This window comes from Nonomuraea marmarensis (genome assembly GCF_043197025.1).
Lineage (GTDB): Bacteria > Actinomycetota > Actinomycetes > Streptosporangiales > Streptosporangiaceae > Nonomuraea > Nonomuraea marmarensis.
Map to the genome: position 1 here is coordinate 18038 of NZ_JBICRM010000011.1, position 21909 is coordinate 39946.

The following is a 21909-nucleotide window of genomic DNA, read 5'->3' on the forward strand; positions in this document are numbered from 1 at the left end:
ATGCAGAAATGGGTGATCCGCAATCCCGAGCGAGGCTCGGTCACGCCATACGCCCTCATCTTCATTACGGTTCTCATGCTCTTCATCGGGCTGGTCGTTGACGTCGGCAACAAGCTCCGGGCCGGATGGGAAGCGGTCGGCGTCGCCGAGGAGGCCGCGAGAGCCGGCGCCGGAGAGATTGACCGAGCCGCCGCTTACCTCGGTCACGAACTCGTCGTTGACCGGAGCGCCGCTCTACGTGCCGCCCAAGCCCACCTGTCCAACAGCGGCCACCAAGGCAATGTCACGATCTCCGGTCCGACGTCCGTCCGCGTCACCGTCACCGTGACCAAAGAGACCTGGCTGCTCTCCCTGGTGGGCTTGTCCACTGTGTCGATGACCGCTCACGCCAATGCTGACCTGGTAGCCGGTGTCGAAGGACCGAATCGATGACGGTGCTCCGCCTGTTGCGTGCGCTGGCCGCATCCGCCGTCCTGCTCGCTGCCGTGGTCGGCTTTCCCATCCTGTTCTACAAGATCACAGGACTTCCCCTTCCTGACCGCTTGCCCACGCTGCGGCAGATCGCCGACAAGCTGACCGCCCCTGACGATGGCACCTTGTTTGTTACGGCCCTGGAACTCGTCGCCTGGGGAGCCTGGGCCACGTTCTCCTTCTCCGTCATCTGCGAGGTTGTCGCCAAATGGCGGGGCCGACGCATCGCTCCCCGGCTCCCGGGACTGCGGGGAATGCAGCGCCTCGCCGCATACCTGGTCGCGTCCGCAACGCTGACCGTCCTCGCCCCCGGTGTGAGTGACGCTACGGCACCGCCACCGGTCGTCGCCATGGCACCTCTCCACCCTCTTGGGCAGGCCGCAACCACAGAAGTCGATTCGCCTTCGGAAGAGCGGATCTACCACGTGAGGAAAGGCGACACCCTGTGGGACATCGCTGACAAGGAACTCGGCAGCCCACGCCGCTGGCCCATGATCTGGAAGCTCAACGCCCGATCACGGCAGCCGGACGGGCACACCTTCGCAGATCCTGGCTTGATTCGCCCCGGTTGGAAGCTCCGTCTGTCCCTCAAGCGCCCGACGCCGTCCGATACGTCCCCGACAACCGAGCAGCCTCTCGCCACAGAGGCCAGCCCGAAACCGAGACCATCGACCTCACAACCCCAGCCGCCGAGCTTACAACCCCACCCGGCGCACGAAACCACCGAGGCGATTCGCCTGTCATCAGGGTCTCTCGTAGCCCTGGCCTATGCCGCCGGAATTAGCACCGCCTACGTTGCCAATCGCCTCTACCAACGCCGACGCCGAATCCCACCCTCATCCGCAGAAGCCGTGACCGTCACCCCTGAGCCCGAACCTCCCGCACCCGTTCGGGAACTTCACCATGCCCACCGCCAAGCCTTTGTCGAGCGGGATGAACCACCACCGTCTGACGGCGAGCTGATACGACGGGACTACTCCATCGACGTGCCCGAGCAGATTCACCTGGGGCAGAGCGCTGACGGCTCTCCGCTGCGGATAGCCCTCGAAGGTCCGGGTATCGGTCTCTTCGGCCCGGGGGCCGACGCCGTGGTCCGCTATCTGCTCGTCGATCTGCTGCGCCAGTCCAGCAACTACCGCGTCCAGGTCACCGTCTCCGCGGCTCTGGCCGGAAGGCTCTTCGGCCTTACGGAAGGGGATCTTCATCGAATCGCCGGCGGGCTGCCTGGACTACTTCTGGCGGCCTCGCATGAACAGGCCCTGCGGCACTTCGAGGAGACATACTTCATGCGCAGGCGGATGGTGCTCGAACGCGAGTCCTCAGAGATCGGTGACCTGCGCCGCACCGACCCGGGCGAAGCCCTGCCCGCGATCCTGCTCATCACCGAACTCGATGACGAGGTCTACGAACACGTCACGGCGCCGCTTATGTCCGCCCAGAGCGCAGGAGTCGGTGCTGTGTTCTTGGGATCCTGGCCGGGCGGCGTCACCTGCGAAATCAGCAGTACACACTTCGTGGAGGCAGCCGAAGGCCGCGGCTCCGACGCTCTGGCCGACGGCGAACTGTTCCATACCACTGCGGAGGAAGCCGCAGCTCACCTACGACAACTAGCCTCCGTGGAATGCGGAGTTGTCGTCGACATTGAGTCGGCGTCGAGGGACAGCCAACCCGATTGCCCGGGCGCAGCCCTCGTCCGCCTGACGATTCTGGGCCATCCCACGGTCTACGTGCGCGACAAGGGGGAGCCGCTGCCGCTGAGCTGGTTGCAGCTGAACACGCTGACCTATCTCGCCCTTAACCCGAACGGAGTAACTCGTGATCAGCTGACCGCCGCGCTGTGGCCGGACGATTGCGGCAAGGACATCCACAACGCCCTGCGCCACCTCCGGAGCGCGCTCGTCGCCGGAACGGACTACAAGAGCGTCGAGGCGAAGCGGGCACCCTTCATCAGTGCTTCGACCACGAAGGACTCCGCGATCTACCGCATCGATCGCAACCTGATCAGTGTGGATCTGTGGGATTACGAGTCGGCACTGGAGCAGGTTCGGACCGCGGTAGCCCCAGCGGATCGTGTCGCTGCTCTATCGAAAACCGCCCGGCTGTGCACAGGCGAACTGGCTGAAGGATTGACAGCGGAATGGGTTGAGGACCATCGGTATCCGTTGACCCGGTCCCAAGCAGATATTCTTTCTCAGCTGGCAGAACACCTGGTAGAGGAGGACCCCGAACAGGCGCTGTCGGCGCTGGAACGTGCGCGCGAACTGGACCCGGACACCGAGGAAACGTACTTTCGGATCATTCTCCTTCAAGTGCGTCTCGACAGGCGCGATGACGCGTCCCGTACCGCCGAGCTGCTACGCCAACATCAACGCAGCCTCGGTCTGTCGGGGGATTACCAGACAGAAAGACGTCTGGCGGAGGTTCTCCGTAGGTGACCACCACGGTACGACAACGCCTCACCCGAACGTCAGAGAGCGAAAGAGGTTGCGGATTTCGTTCAGTGGTTGGCGGTCCCGGCCGAAGTACAGCTTGTTGGTCAGCAGGACAGCCCAGCGGCCTTGTTTGAGGGAGGTCCACATGCCGGTCCCGGTGAAGCCGTAGTGCATGTAGATGCCGTCCGCCGGGTCGGTGTCCGGGGCGGGGTGCCAGAACAGGCCACGCGGCGGTCGGAGGTCGCCGGTGTGGACCTGGAAAGATTCCTGGATCCAGGCTGCGCTGAAGCCGTTTCGGGTGCCGGGGTCGAGGAGGCGTTGGAGGAACGTCGCCAGGTCGGCCACGGTGGAGAAGGCGCCGGCGATTCCGCATGCGCCGCCCAGTAGCCGGGCGGAGAAGTCGTGGGCCATGCCCTTGAGGTATCGGCCCGTTTGCTCGTCGTACTCGGTGGGGGCGCAGCGCTTGATGAGCTCGGAGGGAAGCGGACCGAAGCGAGTGGTGGTCATGCCGATGGGCTGCCAGATGCGTTTCTGGGCGAGCTGGTCCAGGGGTATGGAAGTGAGGTGTTCGACGAGGAAACCGAGGATGAGGGCGGCACGGTCGGTGTATTCGACGGCTTGGCCTGGGGGCCGGTGCAGGGGTTCGCGCAGGACGCCGGTGCGGATCCGATCGGGGTCGGTGCCGTAGAGATTCTTGAGGTTGGCTCGCAGTGGTACGCCCGCAGTGTGGGTGAGGAGCTGGCGTACGGTGACGCGTGCGAGTTGGTAGCCGTCCAGGTCTGGCATGAGCACGCCGAGTGGATCATCCAGGTTCAGGCGCTCTTGATCCCACAGCAGGCCGATGACCGACCAGACGGCGACGATCTTGGTGAGACTGGCGATGTCGAAGACGGTGTCCCGGGTCATGGGATCGCTGCCGTCGTAGGGGTCGAGGAACCCGCAGGAGCCGGTGTAATGGATGCGGTCAGCGTCGCCGATACCCCATACAGCCCCGGGATAGACCCTGTGCTCGACGCCATAACGGAGGAGTTGATCGATTCGATCCGGATCGGGCGTCATGATCTGCCTCTCGGTGCGGTCGCTGTGGTGGCCAGCGTAGTAACGGGCAGCGGTCATGGCTGGTGAGCCACACGGCGTGGCATCAGGCGATCTGGTTGCCAAGAACGGTGAGCGCTTGGGCGGTGCTGCTGATAGGGAAGCGGCGGGCGTTGCTGAGACCCACAGTGCGCAACTCGGCGCGTGCGGTTGGGTCGTTCCGCAGGGTGCGCAGGGCGGAGGCGAGCGCGTCCGGGTTGGTGAAGTCGGTCGGTAGGGCGGTGTCGCCGAGCACGTCGATGAGGCCGGGCACGGGCTGGTAGAGGACGGGTAGGCCGCAGGCTTGTGCTTCGACGGCGACCAGGCCGAAGGCTTCCAGCGCGGTGGAGGGCACAGCGAGCGCGTCGTGCTCGTCGAAGGTGTCCCACAGCTGAGACCGATCAAGCCAACCGAGGTAGTGGTGTTCGCAGTCAGCCTTGCGAAGCTGCTCGGCGAACTTCGCGTACTCGGCCGCGGGGGCGGCGATGCTCAAGGTCATGTTTCTGTTGTTTGCGCATGCGGTCGCAAGCACTCCCACGCCCTTCTCGGAGGTAAGCCGTCCTGCATAGAGCAGGCTGAAGGGCCGGTCATAAGTTCGCGGTGACGTCGGTGGGCGGTGCAGGAGGTGGTCGGGGATACCCCAGGGGATGTGCTCGACCTTGGCGATGTCCAGGTTTGGCGCGAGACGGCGTAGTCGGTCGGCCATTGCTGGGGTGGGTACCACGATGGCGGTGGCGCGGTGGGCGCTCTGGCGAAGAACCTGGCGTTGGGTGCGGTTTGACGTGGCGGTCAGTAGGTCGGTGCCGTGGACCAGGGCGATGCTCGGGTGGCGGGGGAGCGTGTAGAGCAGGGCAGGGGTGGCGCCGAAAGTCAGGTGCTGCAGGTGGGTGATGGCCACGTTGGTGGGCTTGACGTGGGTGGCGAGCGCGGTGCTGAGGGCCTGGACATAGGTCCAGAAGCGGTGTCCGGTCAGGCACTTGCCGCTGACCTTGAGGGTCTCGATCGGCGGCCGGGTGGGGCGGTCGTCGTGGAGCATGAAGAGCCGTGCGGCAATCAGCGGGTTGGTGCCGCCGTACAGGTCATGGAGGAGTTCGACGCTGCCGCCGGGGCTTGCTGCGGGCAGGTCCAGGGCGGTGAGGATGGGCTTCACGGCTGGCCTCCGTCGCTGGCGAGTTCTTGGTAGAGGCGGGAGATGTCGATGTTGGTGCTGGCGGTGTACTTGCGGCCGTGTCGCTGGTAGCTGGCTGTGGCGCCGAAGGTGTGCAGGAAGACGAGCTTGCCGAAGGTCATGCGGGGATAGACGCGTACCGGCCGGGCCACGCGGATCTCCAGCGTCCAGGCGATGGCGTGCCCGGTATGTCCCAGGGGCGCGGAGACGTGGACCCAGATGCCGAGGGCGCCGATGGTGCGGTCGCCGTTGAGGAACTGGGCGTAGCGTTCAGAGCAGGTCCGTTCCAGGGTGAGCCCGAGATACAGGAGCCCGGGGGTGAGCACCATGCCGGTGGTGGGGATGGCGGATTCGGTGTAGTGGGTGGGGCGGGCGGCGTCCAGGGGTCCATCGCAGATTCGGATGCGGTCGTTCAGGCACCAGTCGTAGGCGTTGGGGACAGGCGGCGGGGGTCGTAGGGGTCGATGGTGATGTCGCCGCGGTGGATGGCGGCGGCGATGGCGGGGCTGGTAAGGATCATGGCAAGTCCGCCTTGTGCAGCTCGCGCCAGTATCGTGAGGGCTGCGGGCCGGCGGCGTCCTGGTATTTGCCGCGGTAGGGGTCGATGACGCCGAGTGAGACGAAGAACATGATCTGTCCGATCTTCATGCCGGGGTAGACCCGCAACGGGCGGACAGGGGAGAGCATCAGGGTCCACTGTCCGTGGAAGCCGATGTCGCCGATTGGGGCGGTGATCTCGACGAACAGGCCCAGGCGGCCGACGGAGGAGCGGCCGAACAGCAGCGGTACGAAGGAGTCCGAGCCGATCTCTTCCAGGGTGTGGCCCAGATACAGCTCCTCGGGCTGAAGGACGTGGCCGCGGTCGTCGATCGTGACGGGCTTGGTGGGGTTGGGCCGGTGGGCGTCGATGATCGGTTCGGTGTAGGTCAGCAGCGTCGGGCCCAGGCGGACGTTGTAGCTGTTGGGGTTGACCTGTTCGGCGTTGAAGGGGGAAATCCGGATGCGGCCGTCGTGGGCGGCGGCGGTGATTTCGGGGCCGGTGAGGATCACAGTCGCTCCCCGGTCAGGACGGCTTGCACGAGCCGGGCGAGCGGTAGGGGCGGGCCGTTCCAGCGTCCGCCGAAGAAGGTGTCGGCCAGATACCGCGTGGTGAGAGCGCACCGTAGCTCCGGTGCGGCCGGGTCGTGGTCGATCACCAGCGGGCCGACCTGGGCGGTCAGCTTGCCGAAAAAGTCTTTCGGATCGCCGGTGGCGTCGGCGATGTGGGCGCGTACGAGCTGGTTGGCGAACGGTTCGATGGCCAGCAAGTCGCCCTCGTGCAGCACGGAGCCGAGGTGGATAGGGCGCAGGCTGGTCTCGTTGAGCACCACGGTGTCAATGGCGTGGCGGATGCGAAGCTCGTGGGCGATCAGCATCAAGATCTCGCGCCGATCGGGAATGGTGTCACGGAATGGCTCGGCGAGAGGTGAAAGGGGATTGATCAGGCGCTCGCGTATCTCCTGGATATGAGCCAGCAGCGGTGCAATGGAGTTGTCCACGCGGGTGGTGCGGGGATATGTCCGGGCACGCACGGCCCACCGGCCGTCACGGAGCGCGGCTTCGGCGTACCCGGAGCCGAGCTCGTGGCCCTTGACCACCAGCGTGTGCTGGACCTGCACCGGTCCCTGCTGGTCGCTGTGGCAGTGCCCGGAGAAGATCACTGAGATGAACGGGCAGAGCACGGGCAGGGCGAGGTCGTGGTCGAACCCGCAGTGGCTGAGCACGATCCAGTCATCGACCGCGTCGCGGTAACGGGCTCTCAGCTCGTGCAACGCGAGCACAGGCTGGATGACGCGATGGCCGGTGCGCTCGCTGGGCGGGATGGTGGCGAACGCCTCCTCGCCGATCACCCCGGTCACGCCCACCTGCCGTCCGTCGATCCTTTCGACGCGCACTGGCCGGAACAGCGGCTCGCCGGTTCCCGCGTCGATGGCGTTGGCGCAGACCGTCATGGCCCGCAGGTCGGGTTCGAAGTGGTGGCGCCAGCCGTGGTTGCCCGGTGCGATCACGTCGTACAACAAGGCCAGGGCCCGCCGCTCGATGGCGCCGCCGCCGAGGCGGTAGTAGCCGCTGCCTTCGAAGAAGTCGCCGCAGTCCACCACGAGCGCACCGGGGCGAGCGGCGTGCAGGTGCGCCAGCATCGGCAGTGGCCGGTCGAAACTGGAATGGACATCGGTGGTGGCCAAGATGCGCTCCAGCACACGCCGCCCGCTCATGCCACGTCCACCGTGATGTCCGCGCCGAGTTGCCGTAGCTTTCTCGGGAGATTCGCGTGCCCGCGACGTAGTTGTGCCAGGCCTTTCACGGTGGTGACGCCCGCGGCGGTCAATCCCGCGACGATCAACGCGGAGCCGCTGCGGATGTCGTTGGCGGTCACCCGCGTCCCGACGAGGCGCTGCGGGCCCGAGAAGCGGCAGTGTGTGGCGGACAACTGCTCGATGGCCGCCCCGAGCCGGGCCAGTTGCGGGATCAGGTTGCCATGTCGCCCCGGATTGATGGCATCGCCGAACAGATGCACGCCAGGCGTGCCGAGGGCCAAGACCATCAGCGACGGCTCGAAATCGGCGTCCAGCCCGCCCGGCGACAGGGACGCGATCGCTCGCAGCGGCTGGCCGGTCAGCTGGGTGTCGATGGCCTGTACCGTCACGGTGTCGGCTCCGGCATGTGCGGGGATCCCGAGCCAGGCGAAGGCCTCCATGGCCGGTTGCACGTCCGCCGCGTGCACGCCTTTGATCACTGCGCACCCCCGGGTGACGGCGACCGCGCACGCGAGCGTAACGGCCTCGACTTTGTCTCCGGGCACCTCCCAGGCGAGCGAACCGGCCTCGCCTCCGCCCGGGGGCACCAGACTCACTACGTTCTCGTCCCCGTAGGTGTCCCAGCCAGCCCCCCGCAAGAAGGCCAAGATCTCGGCCACCTCGGGGGAGGCGTTTGGCTGGATGAGGGTCAACGGGCAACCCTCGACCACCGCCCGCAGAATGGCCGCCACGCTGGCACCTCGAGACCGGAACGGCAGCGTGATCTCCACCGCACGCGTCCTTCCCGCTGCTCGGTGTACGTGGTAGCCGACACTGTCCAGGAGCACCTGGTCGCCGAATGCCTCGTAGACACGGAAATGAAGGTCCATTCCCCGCTCGCCCACTGGACAGCCTCCAGGCCACGGCAGGCGTGCCTGGCCGCAGGAGGCCAGTAGCGCGGGTACGAGGTAGTACGACGCGCGGATGCTGGCTGCATCAGCGAGCTCCGGCGGTTCTGAGGCGGCGGAGATCGGCTGGATCACCACCTCCTCGGGGTTGGTGGTCGACCGAGCGATGCCGTAACCGCACTGCCGCAGCAGGGCGAGCATGGTCCGCACGTCCTGGCACTGCGGCACGTTGCTCAGGTGCACGAGGCGGCTCAGTGCCGCAGCCGCCGCGAGCAGCGGAAGCGCAGCGTTCTTCGATCCGTCCACGCGAACGGTGCCGACCAGCGGCTCCCCAGGACGGATTGCTATGGCTTCGGCAGCAGACACAGCCGAGGACGTGGTCATTATGCTCCCTTTCGACGCCAGGCCATACCACCCGAGCGGGGTCGGCCGGAAACCTCCGATGACCCTCAGTAGATGGGCTGCGGCGGAGCGTTGTCAGGAGGACAATGAGAGGCATACGCGGACGCGCATGTCCGCCTCGTCGTCCACGAAAGAGAAGACGCGATGTCACCCCAGGACATCCCGCCGTGGGCCACACGGTTGCGCACCGAGCGAGAGGCCCGGCTCTGGGATATCCCCGACATGGCTCGGGAACTGCGTCGTCTGGCCCCCGATGTGCCGGACACAGCCACTCTTACCAGAATGATCAGGAGATGGGAGGCAGGAGAGCACCTACCGGGCGCGCGCTACCAGCTCCTGTATGCCCGAGCCTTTGGTGTCTCACGCGAGCGCCTCTTCGCTCATGAGCCACCGTCGCCACAGGTCGTTGGCCAGATGGCCCCTATGTCCGCCGGCGAGGTCACCCGCTTCGGCGCCTGGGCAGAAGCGACAGATCTCGGTCCGGCCACCCTCGACTACTACGCCGGCACGGTGACACGCCTGGCTCACGACTATCTCCACCAGCCGCCCGTCCCGCTCCTGCGCACGGCCACCGAACTGGCTAGAGACCTCTTCGCCCTGCTCCAAGGCGGCCATCAACGCCTGGACCAACGACGTGAGCTCTTTGCCACGGCCGCCAAGCTCTGCGCCTTCATGGCCTGGGCTGCTGGAGACCTGGGCCGCCTTCGAGATGCGGAAGCCCATGCCCGTACCGCCCTCATCTTGGCCGACCAGGCTGACATCCCGGCAACGCGGGCGCTGGTGTTGTGCGCCCAATCCAAGACGGCGTTCTGGGATCGTCACCACCGCCGGGCCGCCGCCTTCGCCCGTCAGGGGTTCGAGTGCTCGCCGAACGACACCATAAAGGTATTCCTCGCCCTGCAAGAAGCCGACGCCTGGCAGGAACTCGGGGACGTCCCCCGTGCCCGGCAAGCGCTGCGCGACGCCGAACACGCCCGCGCGGCCATCACACAGCCCGACGAACTCGGCGGCCTGTTCTCCTGCGGTATCGCCCGCCAATGCAATTACACGATGACCGTCCACCTTCGCGCCGCAGACGTCGGCAAGGCCATCGCCGCTGCCCAATTGGGACTGGACACGTACCGGCAAGGAGAAGAACAGGCGTACGGCACGTGGGCGCAGATCCATATCGGCCTGGCCCACGCTCACCTCATCGCCCGGCAACTCGAAGCTGCGCAGACCGCCCTCCTCCCCGTCCTGGACGAGCCAGCCGAACGACGTCTGGCTCCCGTAGCCACTCGCGTTCTTGAGATCGGCAAGCTCCTGGCTCAGAGTCGATACGGAAACGACCCGTTCGCGCGGAGCCTTCGAGAGCAGATCGACACCTACAGGCCGGCAGGACAGCCGACGGAAAGGCGAGACACGTGACAGAGTCCCGGATGCGTGACCACTGGTGGTGGCGGCCCGGCTGGCGGGTCGGCCGCCGCATGTACACCTTCCACACCACCTTCCAGGACCAACCTGCCCTGCACCGCCTGGTTGCCGCCTATCAGGCCCCGCTGTCCGCGTTGAACGGCCTCGACCTCATCCCGTACCAATGGCTGCACCTGACCATGCAGGGCATCGGCTTCACCGACGAGGTCAGCGACGCGGACATCGCCGCGATCACCAGAGCCGCCGCCACACGGCTGGAGTCGGTAGGACCTGTCCAGCTGGCCTTCACCCGTCCGGTCACCGATCCCGAGGCACTGCAATTCCACGTCCAGCCCGCTGACCGCATGCGGGTGATACGGCAAGCCGTACGGCAGGCAATCGCCGATGTCTGGGACCCGGAACGGATCCCAGACGCCGAACAGTGGACCCCGCATGTGAGCATCGCCTACAGCAACTCCGATGGTCCTATCGAGCTGTACGCCAAAGCTCTCGACAGCGTGCAAGCCGAGCCCGTCACTATCACGATCCGCCGTATCCAACTCATTGTCCTCGACCGGGACGAACACGTTTATCGCTGGACCACTAAGGCAACCATTCCGCTCGTTGCGGTAGGAACCGACTAGCCGAAGGAGCATATCGACAGTCGTAGCCCGGCATGCCAAGGCGTAGTTCACCTGAAGACGTTCTGACGGCGCGGTCCGGCACCTGATGGAAGGACCGCACCTCGCATGCATCGAGGCGCGGATTCGTAGCGGCGACGCTACAACTTACGGGCGCAGGTCACGGGTACATATCCGCTCCTCAGAGTGCCGGCGTTGACGAGGTACCAGTCATAGTGTTCCGCGCCGCACTTGGTGTACGGCTTCTCGCGTCCGATGACCTTCCAGCAACTTTCGAGGACCTCTCCTTCTTTGACGAAGGCGACAACGGGAGCGTCCGGCTTCGCTTCGTCGCGGATTGCTACCTTCTTTCCTGTGATCTTCACTCGCGTTGTACAGGTGGAGGACGCTGAGACATTGTGTGGCTGGCCTTGAGCGAGTGCAGGGGAGGCGCAGACAAGGGCCAGGAGGACGGAGCTCTGAGCTAGAGCGAGGAGGCGCCACATTGTCGATCCTTTCTCTCAGGGAGTAAGGATCTTCCGTGGTCCGTGCCGCTCACAGGAGTGAATGCGGGGCTGGAATGTGAGCTGGGGGTCCGTCTCGAAAGATCACGGGGGCACGCTCTCTGGGTGGCAGAGGATCGTCTGCATCCATCGATGCCAGCAGGTCTCCTAGTAGACCTCCGAATAGCCGTGCGAATGGTTCTCCCAATTAAGTGGGAGGGTAGGCGCGCGTTACATCCGAGGTCAGAGGCATCTGAGCTGCCCGCTGTGAGCTCCGACTCATGGAGCGGAGCTGCACCATAGAGGCGTGGGTCCAGCCATGAAAGCACCTGCTTCTCTTCGAAGAGATATGCCATCCTATTATCGCTTTCAATTTACTTTCATCAATTCCTTAAGGCTTCTCGAATGCTCCCGTTAAATACCATATCTCTCCGTAAGAATCTTTAGGAAAATGGCTAGCCAATTGATTTGATCTACATATTGGGTTTTAATTGAATTAGCCAAAAGGTGAGGTGTTCCGATAAGCGGAACACGAACAGATCGGAGAGCGGTCATGGCGAAAAGCGTAATGGCAAAGTCCGTCCCAACTAGCATTCCCGGCGAGAGTCTCACGTCAGAAGACATGGCGCGCGTCACCCCGGAGGACTGGGCGGAGATCCGTAAGCTCGCCCGCGGATACTGCCGCACGGTCGACGCCACGCGATCCCGCAAGCGTATGGACGGAAGCGCCACGATCGTCAGGAGCGGTCACGCGTCGTATGGCACCGACGATGTGTCCGACGACGTCAATCAGGACGCCGTTCTTCTCTTCACGCAGCTGCTCCGCAACGTGCTCGGCAAGTGCCAGCCGGCTCCCGAGAGCGGCACAACCCGCGAAACTCAGGCGTGGATCTACGTACGGCGTGACGGCGCGCAGATGACCATCACACGAACCACACTCCAACGCTGGGCCGTCCGTGATGCCGCTGCTCGCAACGGCTACCGCGTGGACGTCCCGCCGACCGAAATGGACGCGACCCCGGGAGCTCAGCTCATGCGCGGCCTGCCGCACGCCGAGAACGTGACCCGTGCTGCGGTGGCGTTCTCCGCTGCCCAGTACAGCGCCGAGATCTTCCGCCAGGCGTTCGGAGACGGGCAGGAGTTTCCCGTCCTGCGCGAGATCATCTCCAAGGCGGAACAGGCGGAGAACCTGAAGCGGGCGGGGATCCTGGCCACTGTTGCCCAAGAACGAGAAGGCGGGGCCTACGGCTCCCGCCGCGCCGTTATCCGCGTCCGAGACGCCGCACGCGCAGAATTCCGGGAGCTCTCGGAACGCCTTGACGATGCGCGAGGCGCAACAGTGTACGCCGGAGATGAGCCGGTCATGAACGGCTGAATCGGCGGCATAAAGGGGCTCCAGAGCTCGACTCTGGAGCCCCTTTATTGTGTCCGACTAATTGGCGTGAGGCCGGACGGTTGAGGCCATCCGAAGGGCGTATTTAAGTGAGAGCATAGACATCCTGAATACGGAAGGAAGCCCACGGTCCAGGCCGGTTCTCGACTTCAATAATTACGAGCCGACCGGACGGTTGAAGTGGCCTTGTCACCGTATTTAAGTGAGGCCCGAGCGCGACGCTTCCAGGTTCGTTTAATTGAGCGCGTTCATGCGTTTTTAGGGGCCCGCGGCCAGCTTTTAGGCCGATGTGCAGACGGTCTCTCTGTCCTGAGTCGCATGCAAGGCCCGGGACGGCGCTTGTCTCGCGGCTTCTTTCCCTTCTGTTGATCTCCGTCCGGGCGGTACGGCAGGCCCGCCCGGACGGTGCTCCTGCCTATAAGGAGGTTCGTTCTATGGAGAACACCCCTGCCGAGGAGTTGCTCGTTGTGGTGTTGTGTCCGGGGCTTGCTCCGGAGGCGCACGGGCCGAGCTGTTCCTTCCGGCATCTGTTCCTGCCGCCCGCACCCGGTCGGGAGGGTGATTGGAGCGGCACGGTCTCCCATCTCGATCAGGTTCGCGAACGCTTCCCCGGAGTACTGCTTCACAAATGCCTGCGTGACGCGCTGCAGTACGGCATTCGCCGGGCTAATGCGATCGCCCTCAGCCTGGAACCTCCGCCACCGGCCGACGGCGAACGCCGACCGCGAGGAGGACATCCCTATGGCCGTTCTTGACGGCATCGCCCTGCCCCCGAGGTGGCGGATCACCTCCCGGCTGCTGGCTGGCTGGCCCATCGATGAGGGACACCTTCTCGAACTGTGGCCGCACGGTCGTACGCCAGAGGGGCGGATCCGCTGGCTGTATCGGCTCTCGTACCGCAATCGGACGATCTTCTCCGCCACGGACATCAGCTCCCCGGCCGGCACAGTCCTGTCCACCTGCACGCTGATCACCTCCGCCACGACGGTGCTCAGGTTCCTGACGCTGTGCCCGGGAGACACCGACGCCGAATACTTCGACTCCTCCACCCGTACGCAGATCAACTGGCGTGACCGCTTCGCTGAAGAGCTGTCGCTGTACGCGATGGAGGACGTGTGCGCCTACTGCGGTGGGGACCATGCTTCGCCCGGATGCGGGATGTGGTGAACGCTCATGCCGCGCAACTCCAGCTGCTCCCGCTTCCCCGGCCTCCACATGGCCCAGCGCGCCGGGTTCACTACCAGTGGCGGGCTGTCGGCCGTCTGCTCGCCGCCTGCCGAGACTGGCCGGCTGCCCGTCGAGTGGGTGCAGCGGTATCGGGCTGACGTGCCGCGGATCGTGTACGTGGTGCTGTCTTTCGCCACCCCGATCGCCTGGGTCCGTGACGACGGCGAGGTGATCATCCCTGACTGCTGCTATTCGCTGACTACCAGCCGCCACCAGCGGCTGTGTCGTATCTGGCTCTGAGCGGTAGAACGACCCGCTACCGGTACAGCGTCCATGTCTGGCGCGTCGATGTCTTCCGCCGTGCGTCATTGCGGATTGCTCCATGCTGCCGCCGCCTTAGGCGAGGCCCACACCGCACCTGGCGGCTCTGGCTGAGGTCACGCGGCGGCATCCCTACCGAACGAGTCCGACCCTGCCCCCCCAATCATCCGCCGCGTCATGCGCGCCGCATGATCCTTCGCCTGGGACCGCGCGGCGCGCTTCGTTATATGCCCACCTTCCTTGGAGGTGTCTTACCGTGACCGAAACCGCGCGCCTGTCGCATCCCATCGACTACCTGGCCATCGTGCCTTACCTGCTGGGCTTCCATCCCACGCTGAGCGTGGTCGTGCTCGCCTTCCGGGACCAGGCTCTCGCCATCGGCGTCCGCTACGACCTGCCCGGCACCCTGCGGGAGAGCGCCAACACCATCGCCCACTGCCTGAACATCCTGACCCGCAACCAGACCAGCGAGGTCGCGGTCATCGGCTACGGCTCGTCCGACCTGGCCGACCCGGTGCTGGAGGGCTTGCGGGAGGCGATCGTGCCCACCGGCATCCTGATCGCGCAGCTACTGCGCTGCCAGGACAACCACTATTGGGCCCACCCCGATGCCGGTTCCGGCACCGGTATCCCGTACGACCTCACCACCAGTCAGATCGCCGCGCAGGCCGTGGTCGCAGGCCTGTGCGCATTCCCGGATCGAGAGGCGTTCGCCGACTGCCTGACCCCGGTGGCCGGTCCCGACCGCGACGCCATCCGGAAGGCCACCGGTACGGCACGCGAGCGGGCCGCGCGCCTGCTACCCACCGCCACACCGCGGTACTGGTATGACGAGGGACTGGCGCGGGTGCACGACGCCTTCGCCAGCAGCCGGGCCAGCCAGCCGCTCACCCCGGAGCAGGTGGCCTGGCTGGGTGTGCTGCTCACCTCCGTCGTGATACGCGATGCCGCGATCACGCTGACCCGCGACTACTCCACGCCGACACACATCACGCTGTGGAGCGAAATAGTTCGCCGGGTCGAGCCCGGCTACATCGCCGCTCCCGCCACGCTGCTGGCCGTGGCCGCCTACAGCGCGGGCGCGGGGACGCTCGCCGCCATCGCCGTGGAGCGCGCCCTGGCCGCCAACCCGCGCTACACCATGGCCCAGCTGGTGGACTACGCCGTCAGCAACGGTGTGCCGCCCACCTCGATCCAGAAGATGTACACCCCCGAGGCGGCCGAGCTGATCGAGGCGCAGGTGGACAACTGCCCGCGCGCCGTCCTGCCGGTGCTGCCCGTCCCGGTTGAGGGGTGGTGAGGACCGATGACGTTCGCCGCCGTCACCTCCGCTGTCGTGATCGGCCTGTCCGGGCACGTCGTTCGGATTGAGGCCCGCGTCTGTCCGGGCCTGTCCGGTGTGCACCTGATCGGCCTGCCCGAGGCCACGGTGCCCCAGACGCGGGATCGGGTGCGCGCCGCGATCCTCAACAGCGGCTACCCCTGGCCGGATGGGCAGATCACGGTCAACGTGCTCCCGATGGGCATGCCCAAGTACGGCTCGTCGCTGGATGTAGCGATCGCGGTGGCCATCCTGGCCGCAGCTGGCACCGTCCCCGTCGACCGGCTGGCCGATACGGCCTTCCTGGGGGAGCTTGGGCTGGACGGTGCCCTGCGGCCCATCCGTGGGCTGCCCTGCGCCCTTCGGGCACTGGTCACCTCCGGCATCTGGGCCGTAGCCCTCCCCGCCGCAAGCATCGAGGAGGGCGGCCCGTGCGCGATCTTGCCCGCCGTGTCGCTGACCGATCTCATCGAGCGGCTGACCAGCGGCGCACCCGCCACCGTGCCGACGCCACGTGTCCCGACCCAGGATGCACCGGATGCACCGGTGCTGGATCTGGCCGATGTGCCAGGTAACCAGGCCGCCCGACGCGCTTTGGAAGTCTGCGCGGCCGGCGGACATCACCTACTGCTGCACGGTGACGGTCCCGCCACGATGCTGGCTGAACGCCTGCCCGGCATCCTGCCCGACCTCGACGACGCCGGCCTCGCTCAGGTCAGCGAGATCTACTCGCTGACCGAGACCCCTTGGCAGGGCCGACGTCGACCGCTGTGCGCGCCGCACTACACCAACACCGCCGCCGCGATCTTCGGCCGCCACACCACTGGTGGGCTCCGGCCCGGAGCGGTATCGCTGGCACACGCGGGCGTGCTGTTCCTCGCCGAAGCTCCCGAATACGCCCGCAGCATCCTGGATGGGCTGCGCTACCCCCTGGACACCGGCGAGATCATGCTCGCCGACGCGGGCGGCATCCTCGGCCTGCCCGCCCGTTTCCAGCTGCTGCTGGCCACCCACCCCTGCCCCTGCACCACCCCCACGCTGTGCCACTGCGGCCCCATCGAGCGCCGCCGCTACCTGAACCGGCTCGCCCCCCTGCGGGAACGCATCGAGATCACCGCTCCCATCACCCCGCTCGACCGGCTGACCGCCGAACCGGGAGAGCCTACCGCCACCGTGGCCGTCCGCGTGGCCGAGGCACGCGCCCGCGCCGCCCACCGCCTGACCGGCACCCCCTGGCAGACCAACGCGGACATTCCCGCGCTGGAGCTGCGGACCAGCCACCGCCTGGCTCCCGAGGCTTTCGACCCGCTGGACACCCCACTCCACAGCGGCGCGATCTCCCCGAGAGCGGTGACCAGGATCCTGCGTCTCGCCTGGACCCTGGCCGACCTGCGCGCCGCCGCCCGTCCCACCAGGGACGACACCCGCGAGGCCCTGCGCCTGTGGCAGGGCGAGCCCACATAACCCGCTCAAGCTGCGCCCCGGGCCGGCCCGCCCTCGGCCGCTCGGGGCTCCTTCGCATGCCTAGCCCGATCATGGAGGTCTTCATGTCCCGCGAGAGCCTGACCTGGCTGAACCAGAACACGCTGATCGGCTTCAGCGCCAAACGCGGTACTGCGTGGCACTACCGTGCCAGCCACCAAGGCGACGAGCCCAACCACTACCCCGGCCCGATCCCCGTCGCGGACGTCAAGCGCCGCCTGTTCGGCTGGGAGCCCATCGAGGGCACCCTCGAGACCAGCTATCTGACCGGTGACGGCGTCACCCGGCTGACTGACCCCACCCGCAAGACGATCATCCGGCCCGATACCGGCCACATCCTCGGCGTCTTCAAACAGGGCTTCCAAATCCACGAATACAAGCGGTGGCTCGTCCAACACATCGAAACGATCCTGGACGACGAATTGGCCATCGGCTCGGCCGGCCTCCTCAAAGGCGGCGCGGTGGCCTGGGTCCAGGTCGAGCTGCCCGACACCTGCACCACCCCGGAAGGCGTCGCCTTCCGACCGTTCCTGTCCGCCGCCACCTCACTGGACGGCTCCCTGTCCTCGACCTACCAGACCGGCGCCCAACTGATCGTCTGCGACAACACCCTTTCCGCGGCCCTGGCCTCTAACAACGCCAAACGGGTCAAGATCAAGCACTCCCGCAACAGCCTCGGCCGCGTCGTGGACGTCCGCGACGCCCTGGGCATCATCCACCAGGCCGCCGACGCCTTCGCCGCCGAAGTCCGCCAGCTGTGCCAGGTGGAGATCTCGGACGCGCACTGGCGCTCTTTCCTGGACCAGCACGTCCCCCTTCCCGCAGAGCACGGGCGCAGCCGCACCATGGCCCAGACCAAACGCCACGCCCTGATGCACCTCTGGGACCGCGACAAGCGCGTCAGCCCCTGGCGCGGCACCGCCTTCGGGGTCTTGCAGGCGGTGAACACCTTCACTCACCACGGCCAGATCGTCCGAGGAGCGGTACGAGCCGAGCGCAACATGCACCGCATGATCACCGGCGACATCGACGATCTCGACCTGGCCACCGTGCAGACGCTGGAGAAGGTCCTCGACCGTTCCATCCTGACCAAGGCCGCTTGAGTGTTGCGGGGCTCGTGGCGCTGTCATCGGTGCCACGAGCCCCGGCCGCGCCGTGGCAGGATCTCTGGGGGACTGCAGGTTCGGAGGACGCGATGAACGACGAGACGGCTGCGCTGCTCTTCGACGTGGTCGAACGCCTCGAAAAGAGCATCATCGCCCGCGACTCCCCCGCGATCGTTGCTCTCCGGGGGGAGCGCCTGCTGGTGCTCAGCGACTTCGACTACCTTCGCGATCAGCAGTCAGCTATCGCATTCGAGACGCGAGCCGCCGTCAAGGCTCAGGAGGTCGCGGCGACGCGCTGGGTTTTCGCGGTCCCGCAGGTGTGGATGATCATGCCGGACAAAGTCTTCAGCCGTGCGGTATCGAACCATCCGCTGCGCGAGGGGGAGCACGAGGCGATCACCTGGATGAGCTTCGATCAGAGCGACGGTGTGGACTACGGGCGCGTGCCGTACACGCGCCGCCCGAGCGGAGAGCCGGTGTTCGACGAGCCGGAGATGTTCACGGTGGGCGTGCGTCCCGCCGAGCACATGCCGGGATACACGCTCCTCCAGGCATTCTTCCCAGACAGCTAACGCTGTGGTTAACGCCGTCACCAGTTCTGCGGTAGACGATCAGCGCCGGTTCAATATGAACGTGTCTCGGTCAGCGCGTGGAGCGTGGTGCCACAACAGGTACGCAGATTACTCAGCAAGGGCAGCCGCTGCAGATGCATCGCGCTCTGTTTAGTCGGCTGCTGCCGGGCAGCAAACCCGAAGACCTCGCCATCCGTGAAGGACAGTTCTATCGGGTCGTGATGGGCTCGGACCGCGTGGTGTGCCTGCCCCGGACAAAGGCGGCCGCTGGGCGGCTGCCGCAACGGGCGGCCGTACTGCGCACTCTTGCCGAGCTCGATCTCGGGTTCCGTACGCCTCAGCCGCTGTTCGAGGCCGGTGCTCAAGACACAGAGGAACCGTCGTTCCTGGTCCTCAGCCGCATTCCCGGAGCACCGCTGGAGGCCGGCGCTCTCGAAGACCTCAGGGTGGCCGAGGTCGTGGCAGCGCAATACGTCACACTGCTGACCGGGCTGATCAAGGCTGGCGCTGATGAGAAGGTACGAGCGGCGCTGCCAACATCAGAAGACCGGTGGCGGCAGTTCACAGATGACGTCCGTGCCGAGTTGTTTCGGTTCATGTCCGATGGCGGGCGTCAACGGGCCGAGCGGGAGCTCGAGGCGCTAGACGGTCTTCCCGACATCACCGAGGCGTTGGTGCATGGTGACCTCGGTGCCGAGAACGTCCTATGGGTAAGCAACGACGGGTTGCCGCAGCTCAGCGGGGTGGTCGATTGGGACGAGGTCGCGATTGGTGACCCTGCCGAGGATCTCGCGGCCGTTGGCGCCAGCTACGGCCAGGACTTCTTGGACCGGTCCTGGAGCTGGGCGGCTGGTCGCACAGCGAGATGGTCACCCGCATCGCCACGATCCGCAGGACCTTTGCCCTGCAGCAGTCCCTGTCCGCTTACCAGGATGGCGATGAGGAAGAACTGGCCGATGGCCTGTCCCGCTACCGCTGAATCCACACCCGATCCCATGCACCACGGCGCACAAGCGGAAGGGCCAACGCAGTTGGCGCGGGCCCTTCCGCCGACCTACTCATACCGATTGGCCAAAAGGTGAGAGCGGTCGTGTTTAGCGTACGCCGAGGTCATCCTGGGCGTACCGCCCCGGCGAATTGTGCTTCTTGCCTCGCGGTCCATTGGCCCACTTGCACCCTGCTGCCGGTGGTCGGGGCATGTACGTAGCGCTTGCCGTCGATGTTCAGGACCACGTGATGGATGGTGGCGGGGTTGTTCGGGTTGGTGGCGAAGAACACCAGGTCTCCGGGCTTGAGTTGGGAGCGCGGTACGCGGACGCCCGCGCGCCATTGCGTTGAGGTGTGTCCGCCGATTTTCACGCCGGCTTTGGCCCAGGCGTATTCGGTCAGGCCTGAGCAGTCGAAGCCTTTGGTGCCAGCGCCGTGGCCGATGCCGTAGCTCGGTCCCATCGCGCCGCCACCGCCCCAGGCGTACGGCACTCCGATCATCTTGAGGGCGGCGACGAGGGCGACCGCGCCGCGCCCGGACGTCCGGATCGCCGCCAGGGTGTCCGGGTCGAGAACTTGGCCGATCTTCTGGGACAGTTCCTTGCAGAGCTGGCCGGCGACGGTTGTGACGATCTGCTCAGCTAGGTGGGCGGTGTCGCTGCCCAGGCTGGTGTTCTTGCGTGCGCTGGGGAGTGCGCCGGCCTCGATGCCCATCTGGACATCTGCGACGAAAGCGGCGCGGGTAACGCCGAGTGCGGTCGCCAGTTCCAGGCTGGCGCGCACCGCCTTGGTGTCCGCCGAGGACAACTTCACGCCAGACGTTCGCCCGGTGGGAGGGCTGCCCAAGGCGGTGACGAGGCGTTTCGCGCGGGCCTCGTGTTTGGCGTAGGCGTCCGGGAAGGCTGATCGTTGGATGGCTTGGGCCACGGTGGCGAGCGTTTTGGCGGTCCAGTTGTCGATTTTGATCAGCCTGGAGAAGAACGTCCGTGTGGCGTGGCGGGGGTCGGAGACCTGGGCTCGTGTACCCCAACCGTGCTGTGGATGCTGCTGGAAGATTCCGAAGGCACGGCCGTGGTCGCCCACAGTGTCGTTATGGAGCGAGGATTCCTGGAGGGCGGCGGCGATGCCGATGATGGCGGCGCGGCGCGGGAGCCCCAGTTCATCGGCCGTGCTGATGATGATGCGGGCATTGGCCGCCTGTTCTGATGTCAGGCGAAGCCCAGTGGAGGCCGTGCGGGTCTTCTCGGGGGTGGAGGGCTTGCCTGTGTAGGTGCAGACAGCCGAGGAGAGCTTCGTGGGGTCGGCTTGGGTGGCGGCGTACTGGCCTCCGCCGGCCACCCCGGCGATAACCGCGACGCTGGAGACCAACCCGCCTCCCGCGGCGATGGCTTTGACGAGCCCGGCTTCGAGGATCATTCGGCCTCCTCCTCGGCCGGCTCGGGAGCCACCTGAGGTCCGAGTCCGGGCCAGTGCTTGGCCAGCTCTGCCAGCCTGAACCGTGGACGATCGAGGTCTGTGGGCAGCCAGCGGGCTCCCGCCGGGCCGTCGTCCACGGTGCCGTTGACCGTGGCGGCGTGGCCGGTGGCGATCGGGACGAACATGTTCCCGGGGTGGTGCTTGAGCTTGTTGCGGAGGTTGGCCTCGCGGCGCTCGCCCTGGACCCAGAACAGGACCGGCGTAACGATCCTGCTGGACTCGGCCAGCTGGGCGTAGCCGTCGAGCTTGTGGGCGACTCGGTCGAGGGGTTCGGTGCCAGTGTCGTATTCGAGGAAGAACTCGATGGTGTGGTGTCCTTCGCTCCAGCGGGCGTAGGCGTCGGGCCGGGCCATCGGCGCCCATTCGGTGGCGCAGCGGTGTTCGGGCCACCAGGTGGCGAGTTCGGTTAGCGGGTGGCGGCGGGCGAAGGCGTACAGGCTGGTGGCGATTCCGTTGGTGCCGACGGTGTGGGCGAGGCGTTGGCTGTAGACGATGCTGAGGACCCGGTCGCGGCGGTAGCCGAAGTCGCTCAGGTCGACGCCGTCTTCGGAGGCGAGTACGGCGGCGGCGGTCTCGCCGATGACGTAGTGGTAGGGGGCTGTGCCCATGGCCGGTGGGAGGTTGGGGCGGAATCGTTCCAGGATGCCCATGCGGGTGAGCGCCAGCAGTCGTCGGCGCGCGGCGTCGTCGGTGTCGAAGAACATGTCGCTGACCTGCGGCGAGGTCAGGACGCGGAAGTCGCGCGTCAGGCGGATCAACTTGCGGTCGCGGTCGGTGAGGCGGGCCGCGAGTTCGGCCAGCATTCTGGGGGTGTAGCGGATGGACATGATGGGTTTCC

General features: G+C 66.3%; 21 protein-coding genes and 1 pseudogene. 13 read left to right on the plus strand and 9 right to left on the minus strand.

All coding sequences use genetic code 11. The annotated features are described in order from the left end of the window. Together ACFLIM_RS19645 and ACFLIM_RS19650 are read left to right on the plus strand one after the other, a co-directional pair. On the plus strand, positions 1-432 hold the full coding sequence (locus ACFLIM_RS19645) for a pilus assembly protein TadG-related protein (RefSeq protein WP_393167399.1): 432 nt from the start codon (positions 1-3) through the stop codon (positions 430-432). Further along, positions 429-2906 (plus strand): hypothetical protein, encoded by a 2478-nt coding sequence (locus tag ACFLIM_RS19650; RefSeq protein ID WP_393167401.1) that lies wholly within the window; start codon positions 429-431, stop codon positions 2904-2906. Before ACFLIM_RS19645 ends, ACFLIM_RS19650 begins: the two co-directional genes overlap by 4 nt. Positions 2907-2927: 21 nt before the next feature. On the opposite strand, the gene ACFLIM_RS19655 is transcribed toward ACFLIM_RS19650, so the two are convergent. The 6 genes from ACFLIM_RS19655 to ACFLIM_RS19680 form a co-directional block, all read right to left on the minus strand. Then, entirely contained in the window at positions 2928-4019 is a 1092-nt protein-coding gene (locus tag ACFLIM_RS19655; protein ID WP_393167403.1) for a serine hydrolase domain-containing protein, read from the minus strand. 25 nt (positions 4020-4044) lie between these two features. Continuing rightward, a complete protein-coding gene (locus ACFLIM_RS19660) occupies positions 4045-5127 on the minus strand; it encodes a glycosyltransferase family 4 protein (RefSeq protein WP_393167405.1) in 1083 nt (360 codons plus the stop codon). Next, entirely contained in the window at positions 5124-5561 is a 438-nt protein-coding gene (locus ACFLIM_RS19665) for a dCTP deaminase (RefSeq protein WP_393167823.1), read from the minus strand. The genes ACFLIM_RS19660 and ACFLIM_RS19665 overlap by 4 nt, the downstream gene beginning before the upstream one ends. Before the next feature lie 100 nt (positions 5562-5661). Beyond that, positions 5662-6195 carry a dCTP deaminase gene (gene dcd / locus ACFLIM_RS19670; RefSeq protein ID WP_393167406.1) on the minus strand — a complete coding sequence of 178 codons (534 nt, stop codon included), beginning with the start codon at positions 6193-6195 and terminating at the stop codon, positions 5662-5664. Continuing rightward, positions 6192-7400 (minus strand): metallophosphoesterase, encoded by a 1209-nt coding sequence (locus ACFLIM_RS19675; protein ID WP_393167408.1) that lies wholly within the window; start codon positions 7398-7400, stop codon positions 6192-6194. Before ACFLIM_RS19675 ends, dcd begins: the two co-directional genes overlap by 4 nt. Further along, positions 7397-8713 carry a hypothetical protein gene (locus tag ACFLIM_RS19680; protein ID WP_393167410.1) on the minus strand — a complete coding sequence of 439 codons (1317 nt, stop codon included), beginning with the start codon at positions 8711-8713 and terminating at the stop codon, positions 7397-7399. Before ACFLIM_RS19680 ends, ACFLIM_RS19675 begins: the two co-directional genes overlap by 4 nt. 441 nt (positions 8714-9154) lie before the next feature. Between ACFLIM_RS19680 and ACFLIM_RS19685 the strand changes: the two genes are divergently transcribed. Together ACFLIM_RS19685 and ACFLIM_RS19690 are read left to right on the plus strand one after the other, a co-directional pair. Then, a complete protein-coding gene (locus ACFLIM_RS19685) occupies positions 9155-10138 on the plus strand; it encodes a hypothetical protein (protein WP_393167412.1) in 984 nt (327 codons plus the stop codon). An 11-nt stretch (positions 10139-10149) separates the two neighbouring features. Further along, positions 10150-10767, plus strand: a complete 618-nt coding sequence (locus tag ACFLIM_RS19690; RefSeq protein ID WP_393167414.1) for a 2'-5' RNA ligase family protein — start codon at positions 10150-10152, stop codon at positions 10765-10767. A gap of 137 nt (positions 10768-10904) precedes the next feature. On the opposite strand, the gene ACFLIM_RS19695 is transcribed toward ACFLIM_RS19690, so the two are convergent. Continuing rightward, on the minus strand, positions 10905-11129 hold the full coding sequence (locus tag ACFLIM_RS19695) for a hypothetical protein (RefSeq protein ID WP_393167416.1): 225 nt from the start codon (positions 11127-11129) through the stop codon (positions 10905-10907). A 739-nt stretch (positions 11130-11868) separates the two neighbouring features. Here ACFLIM_RS19695 and ACFLIM_RS19700 point away from each other — a divergent pair. The 9 genes and pseudogenes from ACFLIM_RS19700 to vph all read left to right on the plus strand — a co-directional run bounded on the left by ACFLIM_RS19700 (position 11869) and on the right by vph (position 19587). Beyond that, positions 11869-12621 (plus strand): hypothetical protein, encoded by a 753-nt coding sequence (locus ACFLIM_RS19700; protein ID WP_393167418.1) that lies wholly within the window; start codon positions 11869-11871, stop codon positions 12619-12621. A gap of 452 nt (positions 12622-13073) precedes the next feature. Next, positions 13074-13394: a hypothetical protein gene (locus tag ACFLIM_RS19705; RefSeq protein ID WP_393167420.1), complete on the plus strand. Its 321-nt coding sequence runs from the start codon at positions 13074-13076 to the stop codon at positions 13392-13394. Next, positions 13381-13806 carry a hypothetical protein gene (locus tag ACFLIM_RS19710; RefSeq protein WP_393167422.1) on the plus strand — a complete coding sequence of 142 codons (426 nt, stop codon included), beginning with the start codon at positions 13381-13383 and terminating at the stop codon, positions 13804-13806. The genes ACFLIM_RS19705 and ACFLIM_RS19710 overlap by 14 nt, the downstream gene beginning before the upstream one ends. Positions 13807-13812: 6 nt before the next feature. Continuing rightward, on the plus strand, positions 13813-14106 hold the full coding sequence (locus ACFLIM_RS19715) for a hypothetical protein (protein ID WP_393167424.1): 294 nt from the start codon (positions 13813-13815) through the stop codon (positions 14104-14106). Positions 14107-14383: 277 nt separating this feature from the next. Then, the gene (locus ACFLIM_RS19720; RefSeq protein ID WP_393167426.1) at positions 14384-15427 is read left to right on the plus strand and encodes a DUF4192 domain-containing protein; all 1044 of its coding nucleotides are present in this window, start codon (positions 14384-14386) and stop codon (positions 15425-15427) included. A gap of 6 nt (positions 15428-15433) precedes the next feature. Next, a complete protein-coding gene (locus tag ACFLIM_RS19725) occupies positions 15434-16912 on the plus strand; it encodes a YifB family Mg chelatase-like AAA ATPase (protein ID WP_393167428.1) in 1479 nt (492 codons plus the stop codon). Positions 16913-16995: 83 nt separating this feature from the next. After that, positions 16996-18033 (plus strand): DUF932 domain-containing protein, encoded by a 1038-nt coding sequence (locus tag ACFLIM_RS19730; protein ID WP_393167430.1) that lies wholly within the window; start codon positions 16996-16998, stop codon positions 18031-18033. A 92-nt stretch (positions 18034-18125) separates the two neighbouring features. Further along, positions 18126-18608, plus strand: coding sequence for a hypothetical protein (locus ACFLIM_RS19735; protein WP_393167432.1), 483 nt, complete (start codon positions 18126-18128; stop codon positions 18606-18608). A 134-nt stretch (positions 18609-18742) separates the two neighbouring features. Then, positions 18743-19587, plus strand: a pseudogene (vph, locus tag ACFLIM_RS19740) (viomycin phosphotransferase). A gap of 131 nt (positions 19588-19718) precedes the next feature. Here vph and ACFLIM_RS19745 read toward each other — a convergent pair. Beyond that, entirely contained in the window at positions 19719-21011 is a 1293-nt protein-coding gene (locus tag ACFLIM_RS19745; protein WP_393167434.1) for a C40 family peptidase, read from the minus strand. Next, positions 21008-21898: a replication-relaxation family protein gene (locus ACFLIM_RS19750; RefSeq protein ID WP_393167436.1), complete on the minus strand. Its 891-nt coding sequence runs from the start codon at positions 21896-21898 to the stop codon at positions 21008-21010. The genes ACFLIM_RS19745 and ACFLIM_RS19750 overlap by 4 nt, the downstream gene beginning before the upstream one ends. Positions 21899-21909: the final 11 nt, after the last annotated feature.